The organism is Citrobacter sp. Cm046 (genome assembly GCF_030333065.1).
In the GTDB taxonomy this organism is placed as follows: Bacteria; Pseudomonadota; Gammaproteobacteria; order Enterobacterales; family Enterobacteriaceae; genus Citrobacter; species Citrobacter murliniae.
Genome location: NZ_JAOWGP010000032.1, coordinates 1 through 20831 on the forward strand (window position 1 = coordinate 1; position 20831 = coordinate 20831).

13 protein-coding genes are annotated in these 20831 nt (G+C 52.5%); 2 read left to right on the top strand and 11 right to left on the bottom strand.

All coding sequences use genetic code 11. From position 1 onward, the window contains the following. Positions 1–32 precede the first annotated feature (32 nt). The 9 genes from OGX98_RS03825 to OGX98_RS03865 form a co-directional block, all read right to left on the bottom strand. Positions 33–1390 (bottom strand): IS3 family transposase gene (locus tag OGX98_RS03825; RefSeq protein ID WP_286594712.1). Its coding sequence is split into 2 segments (ribosomal slippage): positions 33–928 and positions 928–1390, totalling 1359 coding nucleotides; the frame shifts between segments, so codons are not numbered across the junction. A gap of 274 nt (positions 1391–1664) precedes the next feature. Further along, complete coding sequence (gene trhP / locus OGX98_RS03830) at positions 1665–3026, bottom strand: prephenate-dependent tRNA uridine(34) hydroxylase TrhP (RefSeq protein ID WP_045444762.1); 1362 nt, start codon at positions 3024–3026, stop codon at positions 1665–1667. A gap of 159 nt (positions 3027–3185) precedes the next feature. Then, positions 3186–3518 (bottom strand): YegP family protein, encoded by a 333-nt coding sequence (locus tag OGX98_RS03835; protein ID WP_045444759.1) that lies wholly within the window; start codon positions 3516–3518, stop codon positions 3186–3188. A gap of 138 nt (positions 3519–3656) precedes the next feature. Continuing rightward, entirely contained in the window at positions 3657–4379 is a 723-nt protein-coding gene (gene baeR, locus OGX98_RS03840; protein WP_045444756.1) for an envelope stress response regulator BaeR, read from the bottom strand. Then, entirely contained in the window at positions 4376–5779 is a 1404-nt protein-coding gene (gene baeS, locus OGX98_RS03845; protein WP_045444753.1) for an envelope stress sensor histidine kinase BaeS, read from the bottom strand. The genes baeR and baeS overlap by 4 nt, the downstream gene beginning before the upstream one ends. Further along, entirely contained in the window at positions 5779–7191 is a 1413-nt protein-coding gene (locus OGX98_RS03850) for an MFS transporter (RefSeq protein ID WP_048221089.1), read from the bottom strand. Before OGX98_RS03850 ends, baeS begins: the two co-directional genes overlap by 1 nt. After that, positions 7188–10268 (bottom strand): multidrug efflux RND transporter permease subunit MdtC, encoded by a 3081-nt coding sequence (mdtC, locus tag OGX98_RS03855; RefSeq protein WP_048221090.1) that lies wholly within the window; start codon positions 10266–10268, stop codon positions 7188–7190. The genes OGX98_RS03850 and mdtC overlap by 4 nt, the downstream gene beginning before the upstream one ends. Further along, positions 10269–13391, bottom strand: coding sequence for an MdtB/MuxB family multidrug efflux RND transporter permease subunit (locus OGX98_RS03860; protein ID WP_284097179.1), 3123 nt, complete (start codon positions 13389–13391; stop codon positions 10269–10271). Continuing rightward, entirely contained in the window at positions 13391–14638 is a 1248-nt protein-coding gene (locus tag OGX98_RS03865) for an MdtA/MuxA family multidrug efflux RND transporter periplasmic adaptor subunit (protein ID WP_286594844.1), read from the bottom strand. Before OGX98_RS03865 ends, OGX98_RS03860 begins: the two co-directional genes overlap by 1 nt. A 278-nt stretch (positions 14639–14916) precedes the next feature. Between OGX98_RS03865 and OGX98_RS03870 the strand changes: the two genes are divergently transcribed. Continuing rightward, complete coding sequence (locus OGX98_RS03870) at positions 14917–14976, top strand: type I toxin-antitoxin system Ibs family toxin (protein ID WP_136345439.1); 60 nt, start codon at positions 14917–14919, stop codon at positions 14974–14976. A 99-nt stretch (positions 14977–15075) separates the two neighbouring features. Here the strand turns inward: OGX98_RS03870 and yegD are convergent, their stop codons facing one another. Then, positions 15076–16428 (bottom strand): molecular chaperone, encoded by a 1353-nt coding sequence (gene yegD, locus OGX98_RS03875; protein ID WP_286594904.1) that lies wholly within the window; start codon positions 16426–16428, stop codon positions 15076–15078. Between the two features lie 136 nt (positions 16429–16564). Here yegD and alkA point away from each other — a divergent pair, with 136 nt between their 5' ends. After that, a complete protein-coding gene (gene alkA, locus OGX98_RS03880; protein ID WP_048222613.1) occupies positions 16565–17434 on the top strand; it encodes a DNA-3-methyladenine glycosylase 2 in 870 nt (289 codons plus the stop codon). Here alkA and OGX98_RS03885 read toward each other — a convergent pair. Continuing rightward, a complete protein-coding gene (locus OGX98_RS03885) occupies positions 17402–20731 on the bottom strand; it encodes a diguanylate cyclase (RefSeq protein ID WP_048221094.1) in 3330 nt (1109 codons plus the stop codon). The two genes, alkA and OGX98_RS03885, sit on opposite strands and share 33 nt — an antisense overlap. Between the last annotated feature and the right edge of the window lie 100 nt (positions 20732–20831).

Consider the following 20831-nt stretch of genomic DNA (forward strand, 5'->3'; position numbering starts at 1 on the left):
TGAACTGACCCCATAATATTGGACAGTTTATTTTAAGCGGTTATCTGGGCCTGGATTCGGTATTCTACCGGACTCAGGCCTTTCAGTTTCTGTTTTATTCTTTCATGGTTGTAATAGTGGATATAGTCATCGATAGCCATGCGCAACTCGCTGATATTCTCGTGTTCCGTGAGGTAAAAACACTCAGATTTCAGTGTGCCGAAGAAGCTCTCCATCACTGCATTGTCATGACAGTTCCCCTTCCTTGACATGCTCTGTCTCAGACCCGCCTCCTTAAGCCGGTTCTGATAATGTGCCATCTGATATTGCCAGCCCTGATCTGAGTGGAGCAGCGGGTATTCGTTTTTGCCCAGTACAGATATAGCCTTCGACAGCATGTTATCCACCATCGACAGAAGAGGACGGGGCCCCATCTGGTACGCAACTATTTCTCCGTTATACAGATCCAGAATCGGGGACAGATACAGCTTTTCTCCGCTGATTTTAAATTCCGTGACATCTGTAACCCACTTTTGGTTGGGCTTATCCGCACTGAACTGCCGGTTCAGTACATTACCCACAACTTTCCCATACCGGCCTTTGTAAGAGTTATATTTCTTCCTTCTGATACAACAGGTTAAACCCAGAGCCTTCATTAACCTGTGAACCGTTTTATGGTTCAGTAAGCTTCCTTCCCGGCGGCCAGCCAGCGTGATTCGCCTGTATCCATACCGTCCTTTATGTTTATGGAACAGCGTTAAAATCTGCTGCTTGTCATCAGCATATTTGTCTGGTTTTTTACCGCTGGCCAGTTGCCAGTAGAACGTGCTTCTCGCCAGCCCTGCGGCGTTTAACAAGCGTGCAAGAGAGAACTTCAGCCTTAACTCATTCACGACCTGCGCTTTATCCCGCGTCCTGACGTGCTCCTTTCCCTGAGTAAGGCCTGCAGCTTTTTTAGATATGCCACTTCAGCACGCAGTTGTTCAAGCTCCTCACGTTCATCCGGGTCAAGAGGAGCCTGCAAAGGAGGGACAGGGTGATTCTCAGGGTGTTCTGGCATCGTTTTTTTCCTGCGTCGGCTGTCTGTAAGGGCTTCTAATCCCCCTTCATCATACAGTCGTTCCCACTGACAAACAGTGGAAAAGGCCGGGATAATGAATTTTGCACAGACTTCGCGAACAGACAGGTGGTGTTCACGCATATGCAGGATAACGGACTCTTTAAACGCAGGAGAATAGGTAAAATGCCGGGTTGTAAGCCCGGCTTCGCCATGAAGCTTCCAGGCAGCAGACCACTTACGAACGGCACTGTGATCGATACCAAAACGTTTTGCCGTCGCTTCCTGTCCTTCCTGCCCGGAAAGATAGTGCTGCACAACCTCAAGCTTAAAGCTGAGAGAATACTTGCTCATAAAAAACTGCACCTTACTTCGTTGGGTGTCCAACTTTTTGGGTGCAGTTCATAAATGCCCGGTTTTTTTTCGCCTGAAATTGGGTAACGGATGGAGCAGAGGCAAAAAATAAGCCTGCGTAAGGGAGATTACGCAGGCTAAGGAGGTGGTTCCTGGTACAGCTAGCATTTATGGGTTATGTTTTTCAGCGAAACAGATAATACCCTTAATGAACGAAACGGTATGTGATCGGTTTCTAAGAATCTTCCGAACGCCGAAAAATATCCATAGTTAACTACTTAGTATGCGGATTTCGCGTGGATTCCCCGGCAAAATTACGCATTAACAAGGCATAGTTCAGATCAATATCTTGCGGTACCGGCATCCACACAGTGTAGCCATCCCCTGGAGCGACCGGCATTGCCTCGCCTTTGGCGTTTTCCATCTGCTCGAGGGTGAAATTGATATTACCCTGCGGGGTCATCAGTTCCAGGCTATCACCAACGGTGAATTTGTTTTTCACCAGTACTGCCGCCAGCTCACCTTTGCGCTCGCCAGTGAATTCACCGACAAATTGCTGGCGCTCGGAAACAGAAAAACCGTATTCGTAATTCTGATAGTCGTCATGTGTGTGGCGACGCAGGAAGCCTTCGGTATATCCACGGTGCGCCAGACCTTCCAGCGTCTCTAACAGACTGGTGTCGAAAGGTTTACCGGCAGCGGCGTCATCAATCGCTTTACGGTACACCTGTGCGGTACGAGCACAGTAGTAGTAGGATTTGGTACGGCCTTCGATTTTCAGTGAATGCACACCCATTTGGGTCAGACGCTCGACATGGGCAATGGCGCGTAAATCTTTTGAGTTCATGATGTAAGTACCGTGTTCGTCTTCGAACGCGGTCATATATTCGCCCGGGCGCTGAGCTTCTTCGATCATAAACACTTTGTCAGTCGGCGCACCAATACCCAACGTAGGTTCGACGTTTTGTACTGGAATAGGCTCATACTTGTGTACGATGTTGCCTACCACGTCTTCTTTACCTTCCTGCACGTTATATTCCCAGCGGCAGGCATTGGTACAGGTGCCCTGATTCGGATCGCGCTTGTTGATGTAGCCGGAGAGCAGGCAGCGGCCGGAGTAAGCCATGCACAACGCACCGTGAACGAAGATCTCAATCTCCATATCCGGTACCTGATTACGGATCTCTTCAATTTCTTCCAGCGACAATTCACGGGACAGGATCACGCGGGTCAGTCCCATCTGCTTCCAGAATTTTACCGTTGCCCAGTTTACAGCGTTAGCCTGTACCGACAGGTGAATGTCCATATCCGGGAAGTTTTCGCGTACCAGCATGATAAGACCCGGGTCGGACATGATTAAGGCATCCGGTCCCATTTCCACAACCGGTTTCAGGTCACGAATGAAAGTTTTCAGCTTGGCGTTGTGTGGGGCAATGTTTACCACCACGTAGAATTTTTTACCCAGTTCATGGGCTTCATTAATCCCGAGCTGCAAATTTTCGTGATTGAATTCGTTGTTGCGCACACGCAGCGAGTAACGCGGCTGGCCCGCATATACTGCATCTGCGCCATAGGCAAAAGCGTAACGCATATTTTTCAGCGTTCCCGCCGGGGAAAGGAGTTCCGGTTTAAACATAATTTTCTCGTTCTGATGACAGGTCAGACTCGCCTCACTCAATGAGGCGGTTAGGGGAGTGCCCCCATATTAAGGGCGGGCATTGTAGCGCTGCGGGGAAGACAGGTAAAGAAAAACGCCGGGCGACAGTTTGGCGTTACCCGGCTGATGAAGTGATAATCAGGTCTTATCTTTCACCGTCTGACTTATGCCATTGGTTTTTACCGACGCAATTCCGGTATCTCGCGACTGCTCGTTTGCATACAGCTGACTGGTACCAATAACCTGATGGTTTGCCGCTTTCAGATTGAAATGCAATTTGCCGTTTGTCGCCGTTTTTTTCTCATAACGTTCGCTCAGTGGGCTGTTTACCTGGACCGAGGCGATCCCCTTTTCCGCAGCACCTTTTGTGGCGTAAAGCTCACTGGTCAGGATAGTTTCTCCATTTCCTGCCTTAAGAACAAATCGGTACTGATTATCACTGCTTTTGCTTAACTCAAACCAACCAGCCATATGAACTCCTTGATTAAAAATTTTATATCAAACAGTTATTAACGACAGCGTATTGCCAGTAAGAGTATGGGTGATATTCACAGAGTTGCTAGTGACGAAGGCTCCGCCAGCTGACAGAGCCATTTTAGAGAGGGATGTTTACGCAATTCTGCACGCATCGGCTTCCCAGCGATATCCCACGCCATAAACGGCGCGGATAAACGACTGCTCCGCGTCCAGCGACTCCAGTTTGCGGCGCAAGTTCTTGATGTGGCTGTCGATGGTGCGGTCAGTGACGACGCGATAGTCGTCATAAAGATGGTTGAGCAACTGCTCGCGCGAGAATACTTTCCCCGGTTCATGCGACAGCGTTTTGAGCAAGCGGAATTCGGCTGGCGTTAAGTCGAGCATTTTTCCACGCCATGAAGCCTGAAAACGACCTTCATCAACGATCAATGGGCTGTCAGCATCCATCTGTTGCAGCTCTCGCTGTGGCTTGCAACGACGCAAGATCGTTTTCACCCTGGCAACGACTTCTCGCGGGCTGTAGGGCTTACAAATGTAGTCATCTGCGCCGATCTCAAGCCCCAGTAGCCTGTCTATCTCTTCAATTTTGGCGGTAACCATCATGATGGGAACTTCAGAGAAACGACGAATTTCCCGGCACAGGGTCAGACCGTCGGTACCTGGCAGCATCAGATCCAGTAAAATCATATCGGGTGGCGTCTGTCGCACGTAAGGCAGCACCAGATCACCGTGATTGATTAGGGTTGGGGCATAGCTTGCAGCGCGCAGATAGTCGATAAGCAACTGTCCCAGCTTGGGTTCATCTTCCACAATCAGAATACGTGGTGTGTTTTCATCAATGGGTAACTCAGTCATACATCTCTCTGTAAATCGCGTTCCAGCGGTAACTCTACTGTAATGCTAACCCCACCAAAAGGCGAATGGGCGGCACGGATATGTCCATTATGCGCCTGGACGATATTGACGCAAATCGCCAGCCCCAGCCCGGAACCCCCGCTGGCGCGGTTACGGGACCCTTCCGTACGATAAAATCGTTCAAACAGTTTCTGTAACTGCTCCTCACTGACCCCTGGCGCTGAATCGGCGAAGGTCAACAGCACCAGCCGGTCACGTTGTTCGGCAGAAATATGCAGCCCACCGCCGCTGTCGGTGTAGCGCAGGCTGTTTTCCAGCAGATTGTTGAATAACTGCATCAGACGATCGCGGTCACCAAATACCGTTACGCTGTCCGGGAGCGAAAGCTGGATCGTTAATCCGCGGCTGGCGAAGCGTTCGCGGAAAGCTCCGCTCGCGACTTCCAGCAACGGTATAAGATCTAACGAGGTTTTTTGGTAGGCCAGAGCCCCTTCATCAGACATCGAGAGCTGATGAAGATCGTCCACCAGTTTGGTGAGCGTACCTACTTCGGCCTGTAGCGAGGCAACTGAGTCAGGAGTGAACTGGCGAACGCCATCCTGAATAGCTTCCAGTTCTCCGCGTAAAACTGCGAGTGGTGTGCGCAGCTCGTGAGAAATATCGGCCATAAAATCACGACGCATCTGCTGGTTCTTTTCCAGCGTACTGGCAAGCTGGTTGAAATCTTGCGCCAGTTTGCCCAGTTCATCCGTGCTGGTGGGCGTAACTCGAGTGGTAAAATCACCTGCCGCCAGTTTGTGCGTGCCGTCTACCAGCCGCTTGACTGGTGCCAGCAGGCTACGCGCCAGGGTAAACGTTGCCAGTGCCGCCAGCAGGGTAGAGAGCGCGACAATGAGCCAGCTGGTTCGGCGCTGTTGTTTATCAAAATTGATATCCGTATTGCGCGTTAAGCGCTCGACGGGAGAGGCAATGACAGCCCCAACTTCAGCACCGTTAACTTTTATAGGGCGGCGCATACCGTCACGGGGCACCGGGCCGCGCGGACCAACCAATACATGAGCTTTTTGATCGACAACCCAAAATTGTGTGCGCCAGCCGTGTGGGGGCATTCCCGGGCCGGGTTTGTCATCGTCATTTTCGTGTTCAAAAGAGCGCAGGATCTGAAAAACAAAGCGCTCGTTGTTGCGTAAGAAACGCCAGTTGCCGTGCTGTTCATACTGTTCGCCCAATGCGTCGCCCAGCATTTGCAGACGCTGTTCATTACCATGCTTGATGTAGTCAATAAAACCTCGTTCGAAGCTAATGCGTACGGCCCAGTGCATGCTAATCAGCAACACAATGCAGGTGGCGAAAATTGCCAGAAACAGTTTGCCGGTGATACCGGGCCGCCAGAACTTCATCAGGTGCTCCTTTTGCGTCGTGAAATCACCGCGTTGGGTTGCGTGTCGTTCGGCACGCGGGCAAAAATGATGGCTGGCAGCGCAATAATGAGAGCAATGCACAGCCAGGTATACATAAAGACGGTATGCGTGGTGTCGCTGCCGATAGCGATATGCTGTTGACCAAACATACCCAATAGCAGTCCGGCAATGGTAACCCCAATGCTCATTGACAGTTGCATGATCATCGAAAGCAGACTGTTGCCACTGCTGGCGAGATCGTCAGGTAGATCTTTCAACGTCAGGGTGTTCATTGACGAAAAACGGGTTGAATTGACCATTCCTTGTAAGAATAAAACGAAGGGCAGGGCGTAATACCAGCCGAGCAGGGCGGTCGTCATCAGCAGCAGGCTGACCAGTGACAGGCCAAGCGTCGTTGCGACCAGCACCCGACGATAGCCAAATCGATTAACGACCTGAACCACGATGCGTTTCATTCCCATACTGCCCAGTACCATTGGGATCATCATCAGACCGGCGTGAAACGGTGAAAAGCCCAGGCCAATCTGTAAAAATACCGGCGTCATAAATGGCAACATCCCGCTACCAATGCGCCCGGCAAAGCTGCCAAACAGGCCTAAGGAGAAGCAAGGTGTGCGGAAAAGCTTCAGGCTAAACAGTGCCCGCGGATTGTGCCGGGCGTGTTTGAGGTATAACAGGACCGCCACTACGCCGCAGATAACGAGCGCAGCCAGAGTAATGTCTGAAATTCCGCTTCCCTTGCTGCCATCCAGAGCGAGCGTCAGCACCGCCATGCCAACTGCCAGCATCATGAAACCCGAAAGATCGAATCGTCGGGTTTGCATGGTGTAGTTGGGCATCAACATCAATGTCGCTATTGCCCCGACAATGCCGACCGGAATGTTAATCAGGAAAATCCAGTGCCAGGAGGCGTATTCAACCAGAATGCCTCCTAACGCCGGTCCCAATAGCGGACCCACCTGACCCGGCAAGGTGACGAATGTCATTGCCGCCATATATTGCTCGCGGGGGACAATTTTCATCACCGTTAACCTGCCGACCGGCACCATCATTGCGCCGCCAACACCTTGTAAAACGCGGGCAATGACCAGCTCATTGAGCGTATTGGACCAGGCACAAAACAGCGATCCGAGCGTAAACAGGATGATGGCGGTGAAGAAAATATTACGCACACCAATCTTATCCGCCAGCCACCCGCTGGCGGGCAGCATTACGGCCACGGTTAATACATAGGACACAATGACCATATGCATATGCAACGGGCTTTCACCAAGGCTTTTTGCCATTGAGGGAAGCGCGGTGTTGACGATGGTGGTATCCAGCGACTGCATAAAAAAGCCAAATGCCACAATCCACAGTTGCCAGCGGGTGCTGTCAGGAAGTTCTGTCATAGATCTGCTACCGGTTTGCTGTTTTTACGCGAAAAACGCAGACGCAGACGGTCGAAAAAGAGATATACCACTGGAGTGGTGTACAGCGTCAGAAGCTGACTGACTACCAGCCCGCCGACAATGGTTATCCCAAGAGGTTGGCGCAGTTCCGAGCCGTCGCCTGCGGATAACACCAAAGGTAGTGCGCCAAAAAGCGCCGCCAGCGTGGTCATCATTATTGGGCGAAAGCGCAGCAGACATGCCTGGAAAATCGCTTCTTCCGGCGTCAACTTACCGTTTCTCTGCGCTTCCAGCGCAAAATCGACCATCATGATGGCGTTTTTCTTCACAATGCCAATTAATAGCATGATCCCTATTAGCGCGATTAGGCTGAATGGGGCATTGAACAACTCCAGCGCCAGCAATGCGCCAACGCCAGCAGAGGGAAGCGTTGAGAGGATCGTCAGCGGATGAACGTAGCTCTCATACAGCATGCCCAGTACGATATAAACCGTCGCTATTGCCGCAATAATCAGGATCACCTGCGAGTTCATCGTGTCCTGAAAAACCTGCGCTGTGCCAGCAAAACTACCGCGCACCGTGGAAGGTACACCAAGCTGAGTCATCGTTCTGTTGATAGCCTCTGTCGCTTCAGAAAGTGAAGCCCCAGTTGGCAGGTTAAAGGAAATTGTTGAGGCAGCAGAGAGTCCCTGATGATTTACGGACAGCGGGGCGTTCGCCGGTTGCCATTTGGCAAAGTACGACAACGGTATTGCCTTCCCGTCGTTATTGATGACGAACATTTTATCCAGCGCACTGATGTCCTGGGTGTAGCGTGGATCGACTTCCATCACCACTTTGTACTGGTTCATCGGTTGATAGATAGTCGATATTTGTCGCTGGCCAAAGGCGTTATTTAGCAGACTATTGGCGGCTTCAACGTCGATCCCCAGACGAGACATGGTGTCACGATCGTAGGTCAGGTTCATCTCCGCGCCGTTGTCCTGCTGATCGGAGTTGACGTCAGCCAACTGGGGCAGGGCAGCTAACGCTTTACGGATTTTGGGCTCCCATTCACGTAGTGCCGCAAGGTCATCGGATAACAACGTGTACTGATAGCTGGCGTTGGCTTGTCTTCCACCGACGCGAATATCCTGCACCGCCATCAGAAACAGGTTCGCACCAGGCTCTTTGGCTAACTTCACACGCAGGCGGTCGATTACCTGCTGAGCGGTTTCATGACGCTCGCCACGAGGCTTCAGCGTAATAAACATCATGCCACTGTTGACGCGAGAACCGCCGGTGAAACCGGTCACGTTATCTACCGCCGGGTCGTCGCGGATGATCTTCATAAAATCCTGAAGCTTGCCGCGCATGGCCTGAAACGAAATGCTTTGGTCGGCCTGGATCCCACCCATCAATACGCCAGTATCCTGCTCCGGGAAGAAGGTTTTGGGGATGGAAATATAGAGCCAGACGTTCAGTGCGATCGTGCCGAGTAAAACAACGCCTACCAGCCGCGTGTGGCGTAATACCCATTTCAGTGAAGTGCCATAACTCTGTTGTAAAGCGACCAGCAGACGACCAAAGCCCCGTTTACGGGACTGTTGGCGAGGAGGCGTGGACTTAAGCATCCAGCCGCACATCATAGGTGTGAGCGTCAACGAAACCAGAAGTGAGATACCGATTGCTACCGACAGGGTGACGGCAAATTCACGTAATAGTCGTCCCGGCAGTCCTCCCATTAACAGTAACGGCAGGAATACCGCTACCAGCGACAGGCTCATAGACAGTACCGTAAACCCCACTTCGCGGGTGCCCTGTAATGCCGCCTGTAATGGCTTCATCCCCGCTTCCAGGTGACGGGCAATGTTCTCCAGCACGACGATGGCATCGTCGACCACAAAACCTGTGGCGATGGTCAGTGCCATTAACGACAGGTTGTTGAGGCTGAATCCACAAAGATACATGGCGGCAAAGGTGCCAATTAGCGAAACCGGAACCGCAACGGCGGGAATCAGCGTCGCGCGTCCGGAGCGCAGGAAGACAAATACGACCAGGATCACCAGCGCGACTGAGATAATCAGCGTCTGTTCCACTTCCTCCAGCGAAGCGCGAATGGTCGGAGAGCGGTCCTGGGCAATTTGTAGATCGATGGTAGCCGGGATCAGGGTTTGCAACTCCGGCAGTTTGGCCCGGATGCTGTCGACCGTCTGGATGATATTGGCTTCCGGCAGTTTGCGAATGATCAGCAAAATAGCCGGTTTGGCGTTGGTCATACCGGCATTACGAACATCCTGTACCGAGTCACTGACCGACGCAACATCACCCAGCCGCACGGCCGCACCGTTGTTGTAGTGGATGATCAGCGGTTGATATTCCGCTGCGGTTTTTAGTTCGTCGTTGGTTTGTACCTGCCAGCGCCGTGTTTCACTCTCTATGGCCCCCTGAGGTTTGCGCACGTTGGCATTACTGATGGCACTGCGCACATCGTCAAGCGAGACCCCCTGGTTAAATAAGGCTTGCGGATTCAGCCCCACGCGCACGGCGGGCAGGGAACTGCCACCGACGTCAACGTCACCGACACCGTCGATTTGCGCAATAGTCTGCGCCAGTTGAGTCGATGCGAAATCATACAACTCACCCTGCGAGTAGGTATCCGAGGTCAGCGTCAGGATCATGACTGGTGCATCGGATGGGTTGGCTTTTCGGTAAGTCGGGCGGTTGGGCATCCCGCTCGGTAACAGGCTCTGCGCAGCGTTAATGGCGGCCTGAACGTCCCGCGCCGCACCGTTAATATCACGGTCGAAATTAAATTCAAGAATAATGCGCGTGCTACCAAGTGAACTGCTTGAGGTCATTTCGTTCACGCCCGCGATGCGCCCCAGTGAGCGCTCCAGCGGCGTTGCTACCGAGGAGGCCATCGTTTCTGGCGACGCGCCGGGCAACGATGCGCTAACCATGATGACCGGAAAATCCACCTGCGGCAGCGGGGCGACCGGTAACAGGCGAAAGCCCAGTATGCCGCACAGGGTAATAGCGACGGAGATGAGAATGGTCGCGACAGGACGATGAATGAAAAGAGCGAAAAATTTCATTTACGCTTCCTCTTCCTGGCGCGGGAAGCGGTTTTTCACATACAGCGACAGACGGTCAAACAGCAGATAAATCACCGGGGTGGTAAACAGCGTTAACACCTGACTGACCAGCAAACCGCCGACCATACCAATACCTAATGGACGGCGCAATTCAGCACCCACGCCAGTACTTAACATGAGTGGTAAAGCTCCCAACAGCGCCGCCAGTGTGGTCATCAGGATCGGCCGAAAACGCAGCAGGCAAGCCTGAAAAATGGCGTCGCGCGGCGCCATTCCCTGTTCGCGTTCGGCGGCGAGGGCAAAGTCGATCATCATGATGGCGTTTTTCTTAACGATACCGATCAGCAAAATGATGCCGATAATCGCGATGACGTCCAGCTCACTACCGGCAATCATTAACGCCAGTAGCGCCCCAACGCCCGCAGTAGGCAGCGTGGAGAGAATGGTAATCGGGTGAATAAAGCTCTCATACAGGATGCCAAGCACGATATACATGGCGACAACTGCCGCCACAATCAGCCAGATGGTATTGCCGAGCGCGGCCTGGAATGCCAGCGTGCTACCCTGGAATTGAGTAGTAATATTCGACGGCAGGTTGAGCGTTTTTTCAGCCTGCAAAATCGCCTGTACCGCATCACCCAGCGACTGATTGTCCGGTACGTTAAACGAGATGGTCGTAACCGGGAACTGATCGAGGTGGTTAATCGACAGTGGGGCAAAACGTTGTTCAACGCTGGCGATCGTGCTCAGAGGCACAATTCCGCCATCGCTGCTGGTCAGGCGAATGGAGTCCAGCGCGGAAAGCCCGGGCGTATTGTCGGTGTCATGTTCTAACACTACACGATACTGGTTTGCCTGGGTGTAAATAGTCGAAATCAACCGTTGTCCGAAGGCGTTGTACAGAGCGTTATCGACATCCGCCATACTGATGCCTAAACGGCTGGCACTGTCGCGATTGACGTTAACCCATGCTACCAGTCCTTTATCCTGCCAGTCGCTGCTGACATCTGAGAGCTGCGGTAACTGCTGCAGTTTTTCCAACAGCTGTGGTACCCAGGTGCTGAGCGCGTCGAGAGAGGTGGCTTGCAATGTAAACTGGTATTGTGTCCGGCTTACCTGCGTGTCGATGGTCAGATCCTGAGTTGGCTGCAGGTAGAGATCTACGCCAGGAACTTTATCAACGGCATCCTGCAGGCGGGCGATAACCTTCTGTACGCGATCATCTCGATCATCCAGTGGCTTAAGGTTAATTTGCAGGCGCGCGCTGTTCAGTGCCGGATTAGTACCGTCAACACCGACGAACGCGGTCAGGCTTTCAACCGCCGGGTCTTTGAGGATCACGTCAGTCACCAGGCGCTGGCGCTGGGCCATACTGGCAAATGAACTGGATTGTGGAGCCTGCAGCGTGCCCTGAATAATGCCATTATCCTGCACCGGGAAGAATCCTTTCGGAATAAAGACCCACAGCATGACGCTAAGGACGAGTGTGCCGAGCGCCACGCTGAGTGTCAGCCATGGGTGGTTCAGCACTTTAGCCAGCCAGTGACCGTACCCGGCAATGACCCGATCAAACATTCTTTCAGAAGCGCGAGAGAAGCGGTTTTGTTTGCGCAATGACTCCTGACTGAGCATACGTGCGCACATCATCGGCGTGAGGGTCAGTGACACGACGGCGGAAATCAGAATGGCTACTGCCAGCGTAACGGCAAATTCGCGGAACAAACGCCCGACAATATCTCCCATAAATAACAGCGGGATTAGCACGGCGATCAGTGAGAAGGTCAGAGAGATGATAGTAAAGCCGATTTCGCCTGCCCCTTTCAGGGCCGCACTCAACGGTTTTTCCCCCTTCTCGATATAGCGTGAAATATTCTCGATAACCACAATGGCGTCATCCACCACAAAGCCTGTGGCGATGGTCAGCGCCATTAGTGTCAGGTTATTGATGGAGAAATCGAGAAAGACCATCACCGCGAAGGTGCCAATCAGCGACAGCGGAACGGCGACTGCGGGAATAATGGTGGCGGGGATATTACGCAGGAACAGATAAATAATCATCACCACCAGCGCGATTGCCAGCATCAGTTCAAACTGGGTGTCGGAAACCGACGCGCGAATATTGGTCGTGCGATCCGAGAGCACGGTGACATTGACTGACTTCGGCAGGCTTTCCGTTAACTGTGGAAGCATCTGGCGAATGCTGTCTGCTGTGGAGATAATGTTCGCACCAGGCTGGCGCTGAACATTCATCACAATGGCTTGTTGCTTATTGGCCCAGGCGCCAAGCCAGCTGTTTTCTGCTCCTTGCTCGACGGTGGCGACATCGCCGAGGCGCACTGGTGCGCCATTTTTATACGCAATGATTAACTGACGATATTCATCGGCAGACTGCATCTGGTCGTTGGCAGAAAGAGTAACGGCGCGTGTTGGGCCATCAAGACTCCCTTTTGCTGAATTGACGTTTGCACTGGTGATGGCGGTACGGATGGTTTCGCTGGTCAGCCCGAGAGCGGCAATGGCTTGTGCATTAAGCTTGACGCGTACTGCCGGACGTTGCCCACCTGAAAGTGTCACCAGACCAACACCGGAGACCTGGGAAATTTTCTGCGCCACGCGTGTTTCCACCATATCTTCCACCTGCGTCATTGGCATGGCGGTAGAGGTGACGGCCAGCGTCATGATCGGCGGGTCTGCCGGATTTACTTTGCTGTAGACCGGTGGGTTCGGCAGATCGCCTGGCAATAGATTGGTGGCGGCGTTAATCGCGGCCTGGACTTCCTGTTCGGCTACGTCCAGCGGCAGGGTTAGCTGAAACTGCAATGTGACAACGGATGCGCCGCCGGAACTTTGCGAGGACATTTGTTTCAGGCCGGACATCTGTCCAAACTGGCGCTCCAGCGGGGCGGTGACGGCGGAAGTCATAACATCCGGGCTGGCGCCAGGGTAGAGCGTCACAACCTGAATAGTGGGGTAATCCACTTCAGGCAAAGCAGCAATGGGCAGGAAGCGATAGCCAATAATCCCGGCGAGTAAAATTGCCACCATCAACAGTGTGGTCGCGACGGGACGTAAAATAAACAGGCGCGATGGGCCGCCTGTATTGCCTGGGGGTAACACCTGCATCAGGAGCGTGCTCCTTTTTTGCCGTACCCGCTAGCGGTGGCTTTCTCTTCTGTGGCTGAGGAGGTGTGTGCCTCCACGACTTCGACTTTAGCCCCTTCCGTCAGGCGGTCGATACCATCGGTTGCGACGCGATCACCCACTGACAGCCCTGCAGTGATCACGACTTTTTGGCTATCCTGAATACCCGGTTTGACAAGATGCTTGCTGACCTTGTTTTCTGTGTTCAGTACCCAGACAAAGTGACCCTCGTTGCCCATCTGTAATGCGGAGGTTGGGATCACGACAGCATCTTGTTCGGTGTCGACCAGCATGCGGGCGTTAACAAACTGATTCGGGAACAGCGCGTCGTCCTGATTATTAAAACGGGCCTTAGCTTTGATGGTACCGGTGGTGACGTCAATCTGATTATCCAGACTCAGCAGTACGCCTTCGCTCAGTTTCTGCGAATTGGTGCGATCCCAGGCCTCGACTTTCAGCGGAGCACCCGTTTTTTGCGCCCGTAACACGGTGGCAATATCGTTTTCAGGCAAGGTGAAGATCAGATCGATCGGATGGGTTTGGGTAATAACGACAATCCCTGTGGTGTCACTGCTGGAAATCTGGTTGCCGACATCGACCTGCTTCAGTCCCACGCGGCCATCCACAGGTGCCGTGACCCGGCTCCAGTCGAGCTGTAATTGTGCGCTGGCGACGCTGGCCTCATCAGCTTTGATCGTCCCCTGAGTTTCATTGACCAGAGCCTGCTGAGCATCCAGCTCCTGTCGGGAAACAAGATTGGTTTTGACCAGTTGCTGATAACGGGCAAGGTCGCGACGGGCATTTGCCAGCGTGGCTTTATCCTTCGCTAACTGTCCCTGCGCCTGAGCTAAAGCAACTTTAAACTGGCTGGGATCGATCTCTGCAAGCAGGTCGCCGGCTTTAACCTGTTGTCCTTCCTGGAAGTGTAGCGCGATGAGTTGACCGTCCACGCGGCTACGTACCGTCGCAGTGTTAGCCGCAGTAATTGTTCCCAACCCTGTCAGATAACGCGGGACGGTTTGTTCGGTGGCGGTTGCTGCCTGAACGGGAGCCAATGAACCGGAACGCATTCCCCGACGACCAGGGCCAGAGGTGTGCTGCGCTTGCCCGGTAGCACCAGGCGCGCTTCCCTGGCGATCGCTATGGTTTTGCCAGAACCAGAATGCGCTGATGGCGGCCACGACGATCACGATTGCTATCACCCAGCGGGTTTTGTTACTGCCTTTCATTGTTATAAGTTTCTCATCCTGAAACGTTTCGCGGAATGATACTAGTTTAGCCAGCGAACAAGGGAGAAAAATGGAGGAATTATGAAACACTGTAGGGATTCGTCTGAATGCTGACGCGGCTTGCGAGGCATTACGCAACAATCAGCGGTGAAAATAGCGATTACGTCATTGTGCGTTAGAGTGCTGGCACGGCAAAAAGGAGGAAAGCCAAAGATTTCAGCGGGACGCTGGAACGGGAAAGCCCCTCCCGAGGAAGGGGCCAAAATAAGGAAAGGGTTATGATGAAGCACGTCATCATACTGGTGATACTCTTAGTGATTAGCTTACCGGCTTACTAAGACACCAGGTGGAAGGGAAACCTTCCCTAACCCTCATTCCTGAAAATAAGCCACAGTAGTGATGATGTCAATACGCGTGCTTTTCAGCCTGCGAGCCACTTAGCGGAAAACCACTTCCGCCCAGCGAGCCAGTCCCGCGGTGACAGAGCCAAAATCATCACCACCGGCGATCGGGATCCCCGGGAGCTGTTCTGCAAGGGCTTTTTTAATCAACGGTGAACGGGCACTACCGCCAGTCAGATAAATGACATCCGGTTTTTCCTGTGCATTATCCAGGGCCAGTTGTACCTGTTCCAGAATACGCGCCAGGGGCTGATTCAGCGCCGTTTCCAGCCCCTGCTGGCTGATAGCCGTTGCCAGTGCATCGCTGATAAACGGGAGTTCTGTAGTGATGTTTGTCTGGCCCGACAGCGCAATCTTGCTCTCTTCTGCACAGCGCACCAGGCGATAGCTCAGGCGCTCGCGCCAGACTTTAAGCAGCAGGGACACTTTGTCAGCTTCGCGAGCATCGCGGATCAGATCGTTTAACAACCGTCCGTTGGCGGTACTATAGAAATCACTTTGTGCGGGAACATCGTTGATCGCGACCGCGTTCCACCACGGAAGAATGGGTAAAGCGATGCCCTTTTCTGTTTCTCCACCCATGCCGAGCAACGGCATCAGATGTTTAAATGCCAGCGCAATGTCCAGGTCGTTACCGCCTACGCGGCATCCGCTGTGCCCCAGCAAACTGTTTTCACGATCGGCTCGGTGGTGCCATTGTGGTCCCATCAGCAGTAACGAGCAGTCAGTGGTACCGCCGCCGATATCCACAACCAGTACGCGCTTTTCTTCTTGCAATGTAGCTTCGTAATCCAGACCCGCTGCTACTGGTTCGTACTGAAAGACCACATCCTTGAAACCAGCACGTTTTGCCGCGCGCTCAAGAATGCCCTGGGCCTGAGTGTTGGCGTCATCACCGCCTAACCCCTGAAAGTTTATCGGACGGCCAATTACAGCCTGGGTGATGGTTTCGGGTAGCTGGTTTTGCGCCTGGTTGCGGATGTGCAGCATCATTGCGCAGACTAAATCTTCAAACAGGGCAACCTGCTGTGGCTTCAGGCCGCTGGCACCCAGAAAAGATTTAGGCGATTTAACGAAGTAAACCTCTTCCGGATCCTCAATATACTGACCCAGCGACGCCAGACCAAACTGCACGCTGTTGGCGTTAACATCAATGTCTTCTTCGCGGTTATAGCGCATCGCGCGACGCAGCAGAGCCTGCGTTTCGTCATCTGTTGTTGGTACATCATGATGGCGATACAGCCATTCACTTACTGCTTCGCGCGTTGGAGCGCAAAGCATAGAGGGGAGTAGCGTGCTGTTATTTTCCATTTTGAGCAATTGTGGTTGCCCGTCACGCATTACAGCCACTGAACAGTTTGCCGTACCGTAGTCAAAACCAATAAACACCGTAAAAATCCCCATGCCAGTGAAGAAGGGGCGTGACTTTAGCGAAATGTTGCCGTCCAGACAACTGGAATATGAAAGCAAGGCACATCGTTCGGATACCGTTTATGCTGTAGGTTTGAATAAAAAGGAAAACCAGATGTTAACGCTGAGCTGGCACCCACCCTATGACTGGCCCTGGATGTTAGGGTTTCTTGCCGCACGTGCGGTGGATGGCGTAGAAACCGTCGGGGAGTTGTATTATGAAAGAAGCCTGGCCATCGGTGAGCATCGCGGCCTGGTGAGCGTCACCCCTGATCCGGAAGCCAACCTGCTGCAGATTACGTTGAGTCCAGGGTTACAACCCGTGGCCTCCGAGTGTCTGGCGAAAATCGAGCGATTGTTCGATCTTACCTGCCGTCCCCAACATATTGTCAGCGCATTGGGTAATCTGGGGGCTGCTCGCCCTGGGCTGCGGCTACCAGGATCGGTCGATGCCTTCGAACAGGGGGTTCGGGCAATTTTAGGACAACTGGTGAGTGTGACGATGGCGGCAAAATTGACGGCGAAAGTTGCCCATGCCTACGGTGATACACTTGAAGACGCTCCAGAATATGTATGTTTCCCCCTCCCTGAAGCGCTGGCCTCGGCCGATCCGTTGCATCTGAAAGCGTTAGGTATGCCGCTGAAACGTGCTGAAGCGTTGATCCACCTGGCCCGGTCCGCGCTGGAGGGTACGCTTGCATCTGTTGCCCCGTCTGATATTGAACAAGGCGTGAAGCATCTACAAACTTTTCCAGGAATTGGGCGCTGGACTGCCAACTACTTTGCTCTGCGCGGATGGCAGGCGAAGGATATTTTTTTGCCAGATGACTACCTGATTAAACAGCGTTTTCCAGGCATGACACCTGCGCAAATCCGGCGATATGCAGAGCGCTGGAAGCCATGGCGTTCCTATGCGCTGTTGCATATCTGGTATACAGAAGGCTGGCAACCGTCAGTTGATAGCAAAGTTGCTGGTGTTGAGTAACAGATCCAGCGGTTGGGCATCGGCAATGATATCGCCATAAATCATATCGATACCGATGCCAGAAAGCGCATCCATGATAAGTGGCATTTGTACCGGGCCAGCGATGGTTTTGATATCAAGACGCTGTGCATGGCTCTGTATAATGGAAACCCACATTTCATCCATCAGATTACCGTGAGCGCTGGCGCTTAGTTCGCTGTCGAGCAAAAGGTAATCGGCTACGTGATACTTGAGGTTGTCAAAGACCTCTAAGTCCCGACCTGCCTGACTTAAAATAATACGACAGCCTGCATGACGTAGGCGATGGATTGCTGATACGGCCTGTGTAGGATGCGTATTCATCACTCCCACCGGGATGGTCAGATGCAATAACCGTGGCGGCAGCGAACTCTGTTCCAGATGCTCCAACAGTTCATCCACAATCTCCGAATTTAGCAGTCCGGCGGCGGAAAGCGGCAGGGCAATACTGAGTCCTTTGCTGGCGACAGCTGAGGCGGAATGAGAGAAAAACTCATTAAATACCCGCCGATCGAGCGCATGATTGAGTATGGGATCTGCCAGACCGGCGCGGAAGGTCTGTTCTTCGATGACTTCGCCGTCGTTATTCCATAGACGTAGTGAGAGAAGCCAGAAGCTAAATGTCTCAGGAATGCGCGGGGATGCGACACCCCTGGCAACCATGAGTATCGGGTTGTGGGTAATAATCTGTTTCTGTTCATCTGGCAAGAGCAGCCCTCGTGTACCATGCGTTTGACTCTGCTCTGGCTCGTACACGCATACTCGCCCACGACCACTGTTTTTCGCTGCGTAGCAGGCAATATCTGCCTGAGACATGACCTCGGTCGCGACATGGTTTTTTTCATCAATCAGCGTGATCCCTGCACTGGCACCAATACGATGTAAGCGGCCTTCCCACATAAAGTGATAATCGTTGATGGCGCTAATGATACGGCCCGAGATGAAGCGTGCGCTTTCAATATTGCAATCCGGTAGTAACAGACCGAACTCATCGCCGCCAAGACGTGCCAGTACGTCGCTGGAGCGCAGCATACTGAGCATCAGTGAAGACAACTCGCGCAGCAGGGCATCGCCTGCGGCGTGTCCAGCGCTATCGTTCACTGCTTTAAAACGATCCAGATCGATAAAGACCAGTACATGACGCTGGTGTGAGTCCTGTACGGTGTACAGTAATTGTTTCAGATGGTTCTCGAAACTGACTCTGTTGGCAAGATTGGTCAGGTCATCATGCGAGGCGCTGTAGCTGAGTTGACGTAACATTTTACGTGACTCAGTGACGTCCTGAATCACCAGTACGGAACCAATACTACCGCCGTCAAGAGTGCTGAGCGGGGTGATGCTGTACTGAATATCGTAACTACTGCCGTTACGACAATGCAGGACCACCTCTTGCTCTATTGCCGAACGTGACATGTCGGCACTGTAGATGTTTTCCATGAGCGGACCGTTTTCACCAAAGGTGATGCGTAGCACTGTCAGCAATGGAATACCTATTGCGCTTTCCTGCTGCCAGCCGCTCATTTTCTCGGCAACTGGATTCATAAAGGTGACGTTCATATTAACGTCAATACAAATCACTGCTTCGCCGATGGAATCGAGCGTAATATGCAAACGCTCTTTTTCCTGATAAAGCTCTTCATGCAGTTGCTTCACTTCGGTCATATCCAGATTAATGCCGAGTAAGCGTTCAACTTCACCGTCTTTGTTCAGCACCCGATTAGCCAGCGAGCGAATATGGCGCACGCCGTCTTTTACCGCGATACGGTATTCGAGCTTGAAAGGGATCCGCGCCGCAAGCGAATCGCGAATCACATTTTCGGCGTACTCACGATCTTCAGGAACGACGCAGTTGTACCAGACTTGCCAGGTTGGTTTGATATGCGCAGGAACTTCATAGAGATCGAACATGCGTTTATCCCAACTGATCACGTCAGGCTGCAGATCCCATTCCCAGATACCAATGCCACCCGCCTCATTTGCCAGCGTAATACGTTCCATCAGTCGTTTATTTATCCACTCCGTGTGCTTCAGGTCGTTGATGTCCTCAACCTGCGCAATAAAGTAGAGTGGGGTGTTATCACTATGGCGAACCAACGAAACGGCCAGCAACGCCCAGACAACTTCGCCTGCGCGGGTGTAATAGCGTTTCTCCATGGAGTAACTATTGATTTCCCCACGAGACAGCATATTCAACTGTTCCAGGTCATTGTTCAAATCTTCCGGCCATGTCAACTGCTGGAAGGTCAACGCTCTCAGCTCATCCTGGCTATAGCCAAGAAACTGGCACAGGGCTTTATTTGCCTGAAGCCATTGTCCTTCAGTACCGACCAGTGCCATGCCTATCGCCGAGTATTCCATAGCATTACGGAAGCGTGATTCGCTTTCAGAGATGTGTTTTCGTTCTGCCCGGAATGCGTACATCACCATGGTCATCATGTTGGCAGGCAACAGAATCATTAAAAACGGCAACCACGGTATGCTCGTCATAATGTGCGTTTTTGGTGTGTAGAGCAGCGATGGGTTAGCGGCGAGCATCAGCGAAACCATCATGACCGTGCTCAGGAAAATCAAAAACGCCTCCATACGTGGCAGACGAACGGCGCTCCACATCAGCAGAACGATAACGCAGGTAAACGGCCATGGAACGTACATCATGGAGAGCCAGCTTAATGTTAAGGTCACCAGCAGGGTGATGAGAGTCTCAAACAGTAAACGGGGATCGCGATGGCGCAGCAGATAATGAGGCTTAAACAGCAAACCTAATGGGACCAGCGCGAGGGCGCCGATGGATTCTGACAGAACCCAAATGAGAAACGTATTTAGCGATGTTTCGCCTGGGAGGAGCAGCCACATTAAAACGCCGCCAACCAGCGGCGGGACGACGGCGCTACCGAATGCCAGGCGTGACCAGTCATTAAGATTTTGTAATGGATTGTACCAGGGTAACAGTTTGCGCAATAACATTGCGCCAGTGATTGCCTCAATAATATTGATGGCCGTGTAGGTAAAATTAAGTGACTCGCCAGGGAAAAATAGCAAAGACGCACCGATGCTACCGAAGGAGCAAGCCAGTGCAATCCCGGGCCACATTCGTCCCGCATGACGGTAAAATGCCACCATCATGATAGAGGTGGGGAACCAAAGCGGTGCCAGCTGCGTTCCGAAGCGTGATAGCTCCAGCGAGAACAGCGTAAAGACAAAAGCCACCAGACCTAAACTGGCCAGGCGCAGTAGAGGATGAGGTAAGGTAACTAAAACATGTTGGGATTGTTTACTCATTACCACTCTACCCAAATAGCTGATGTCGCCCTGGAGGAGATGCCGGGCGCGTACTGTTTAATCTGAGATTATGCTAGTACAAACAATTTACAATTTATAC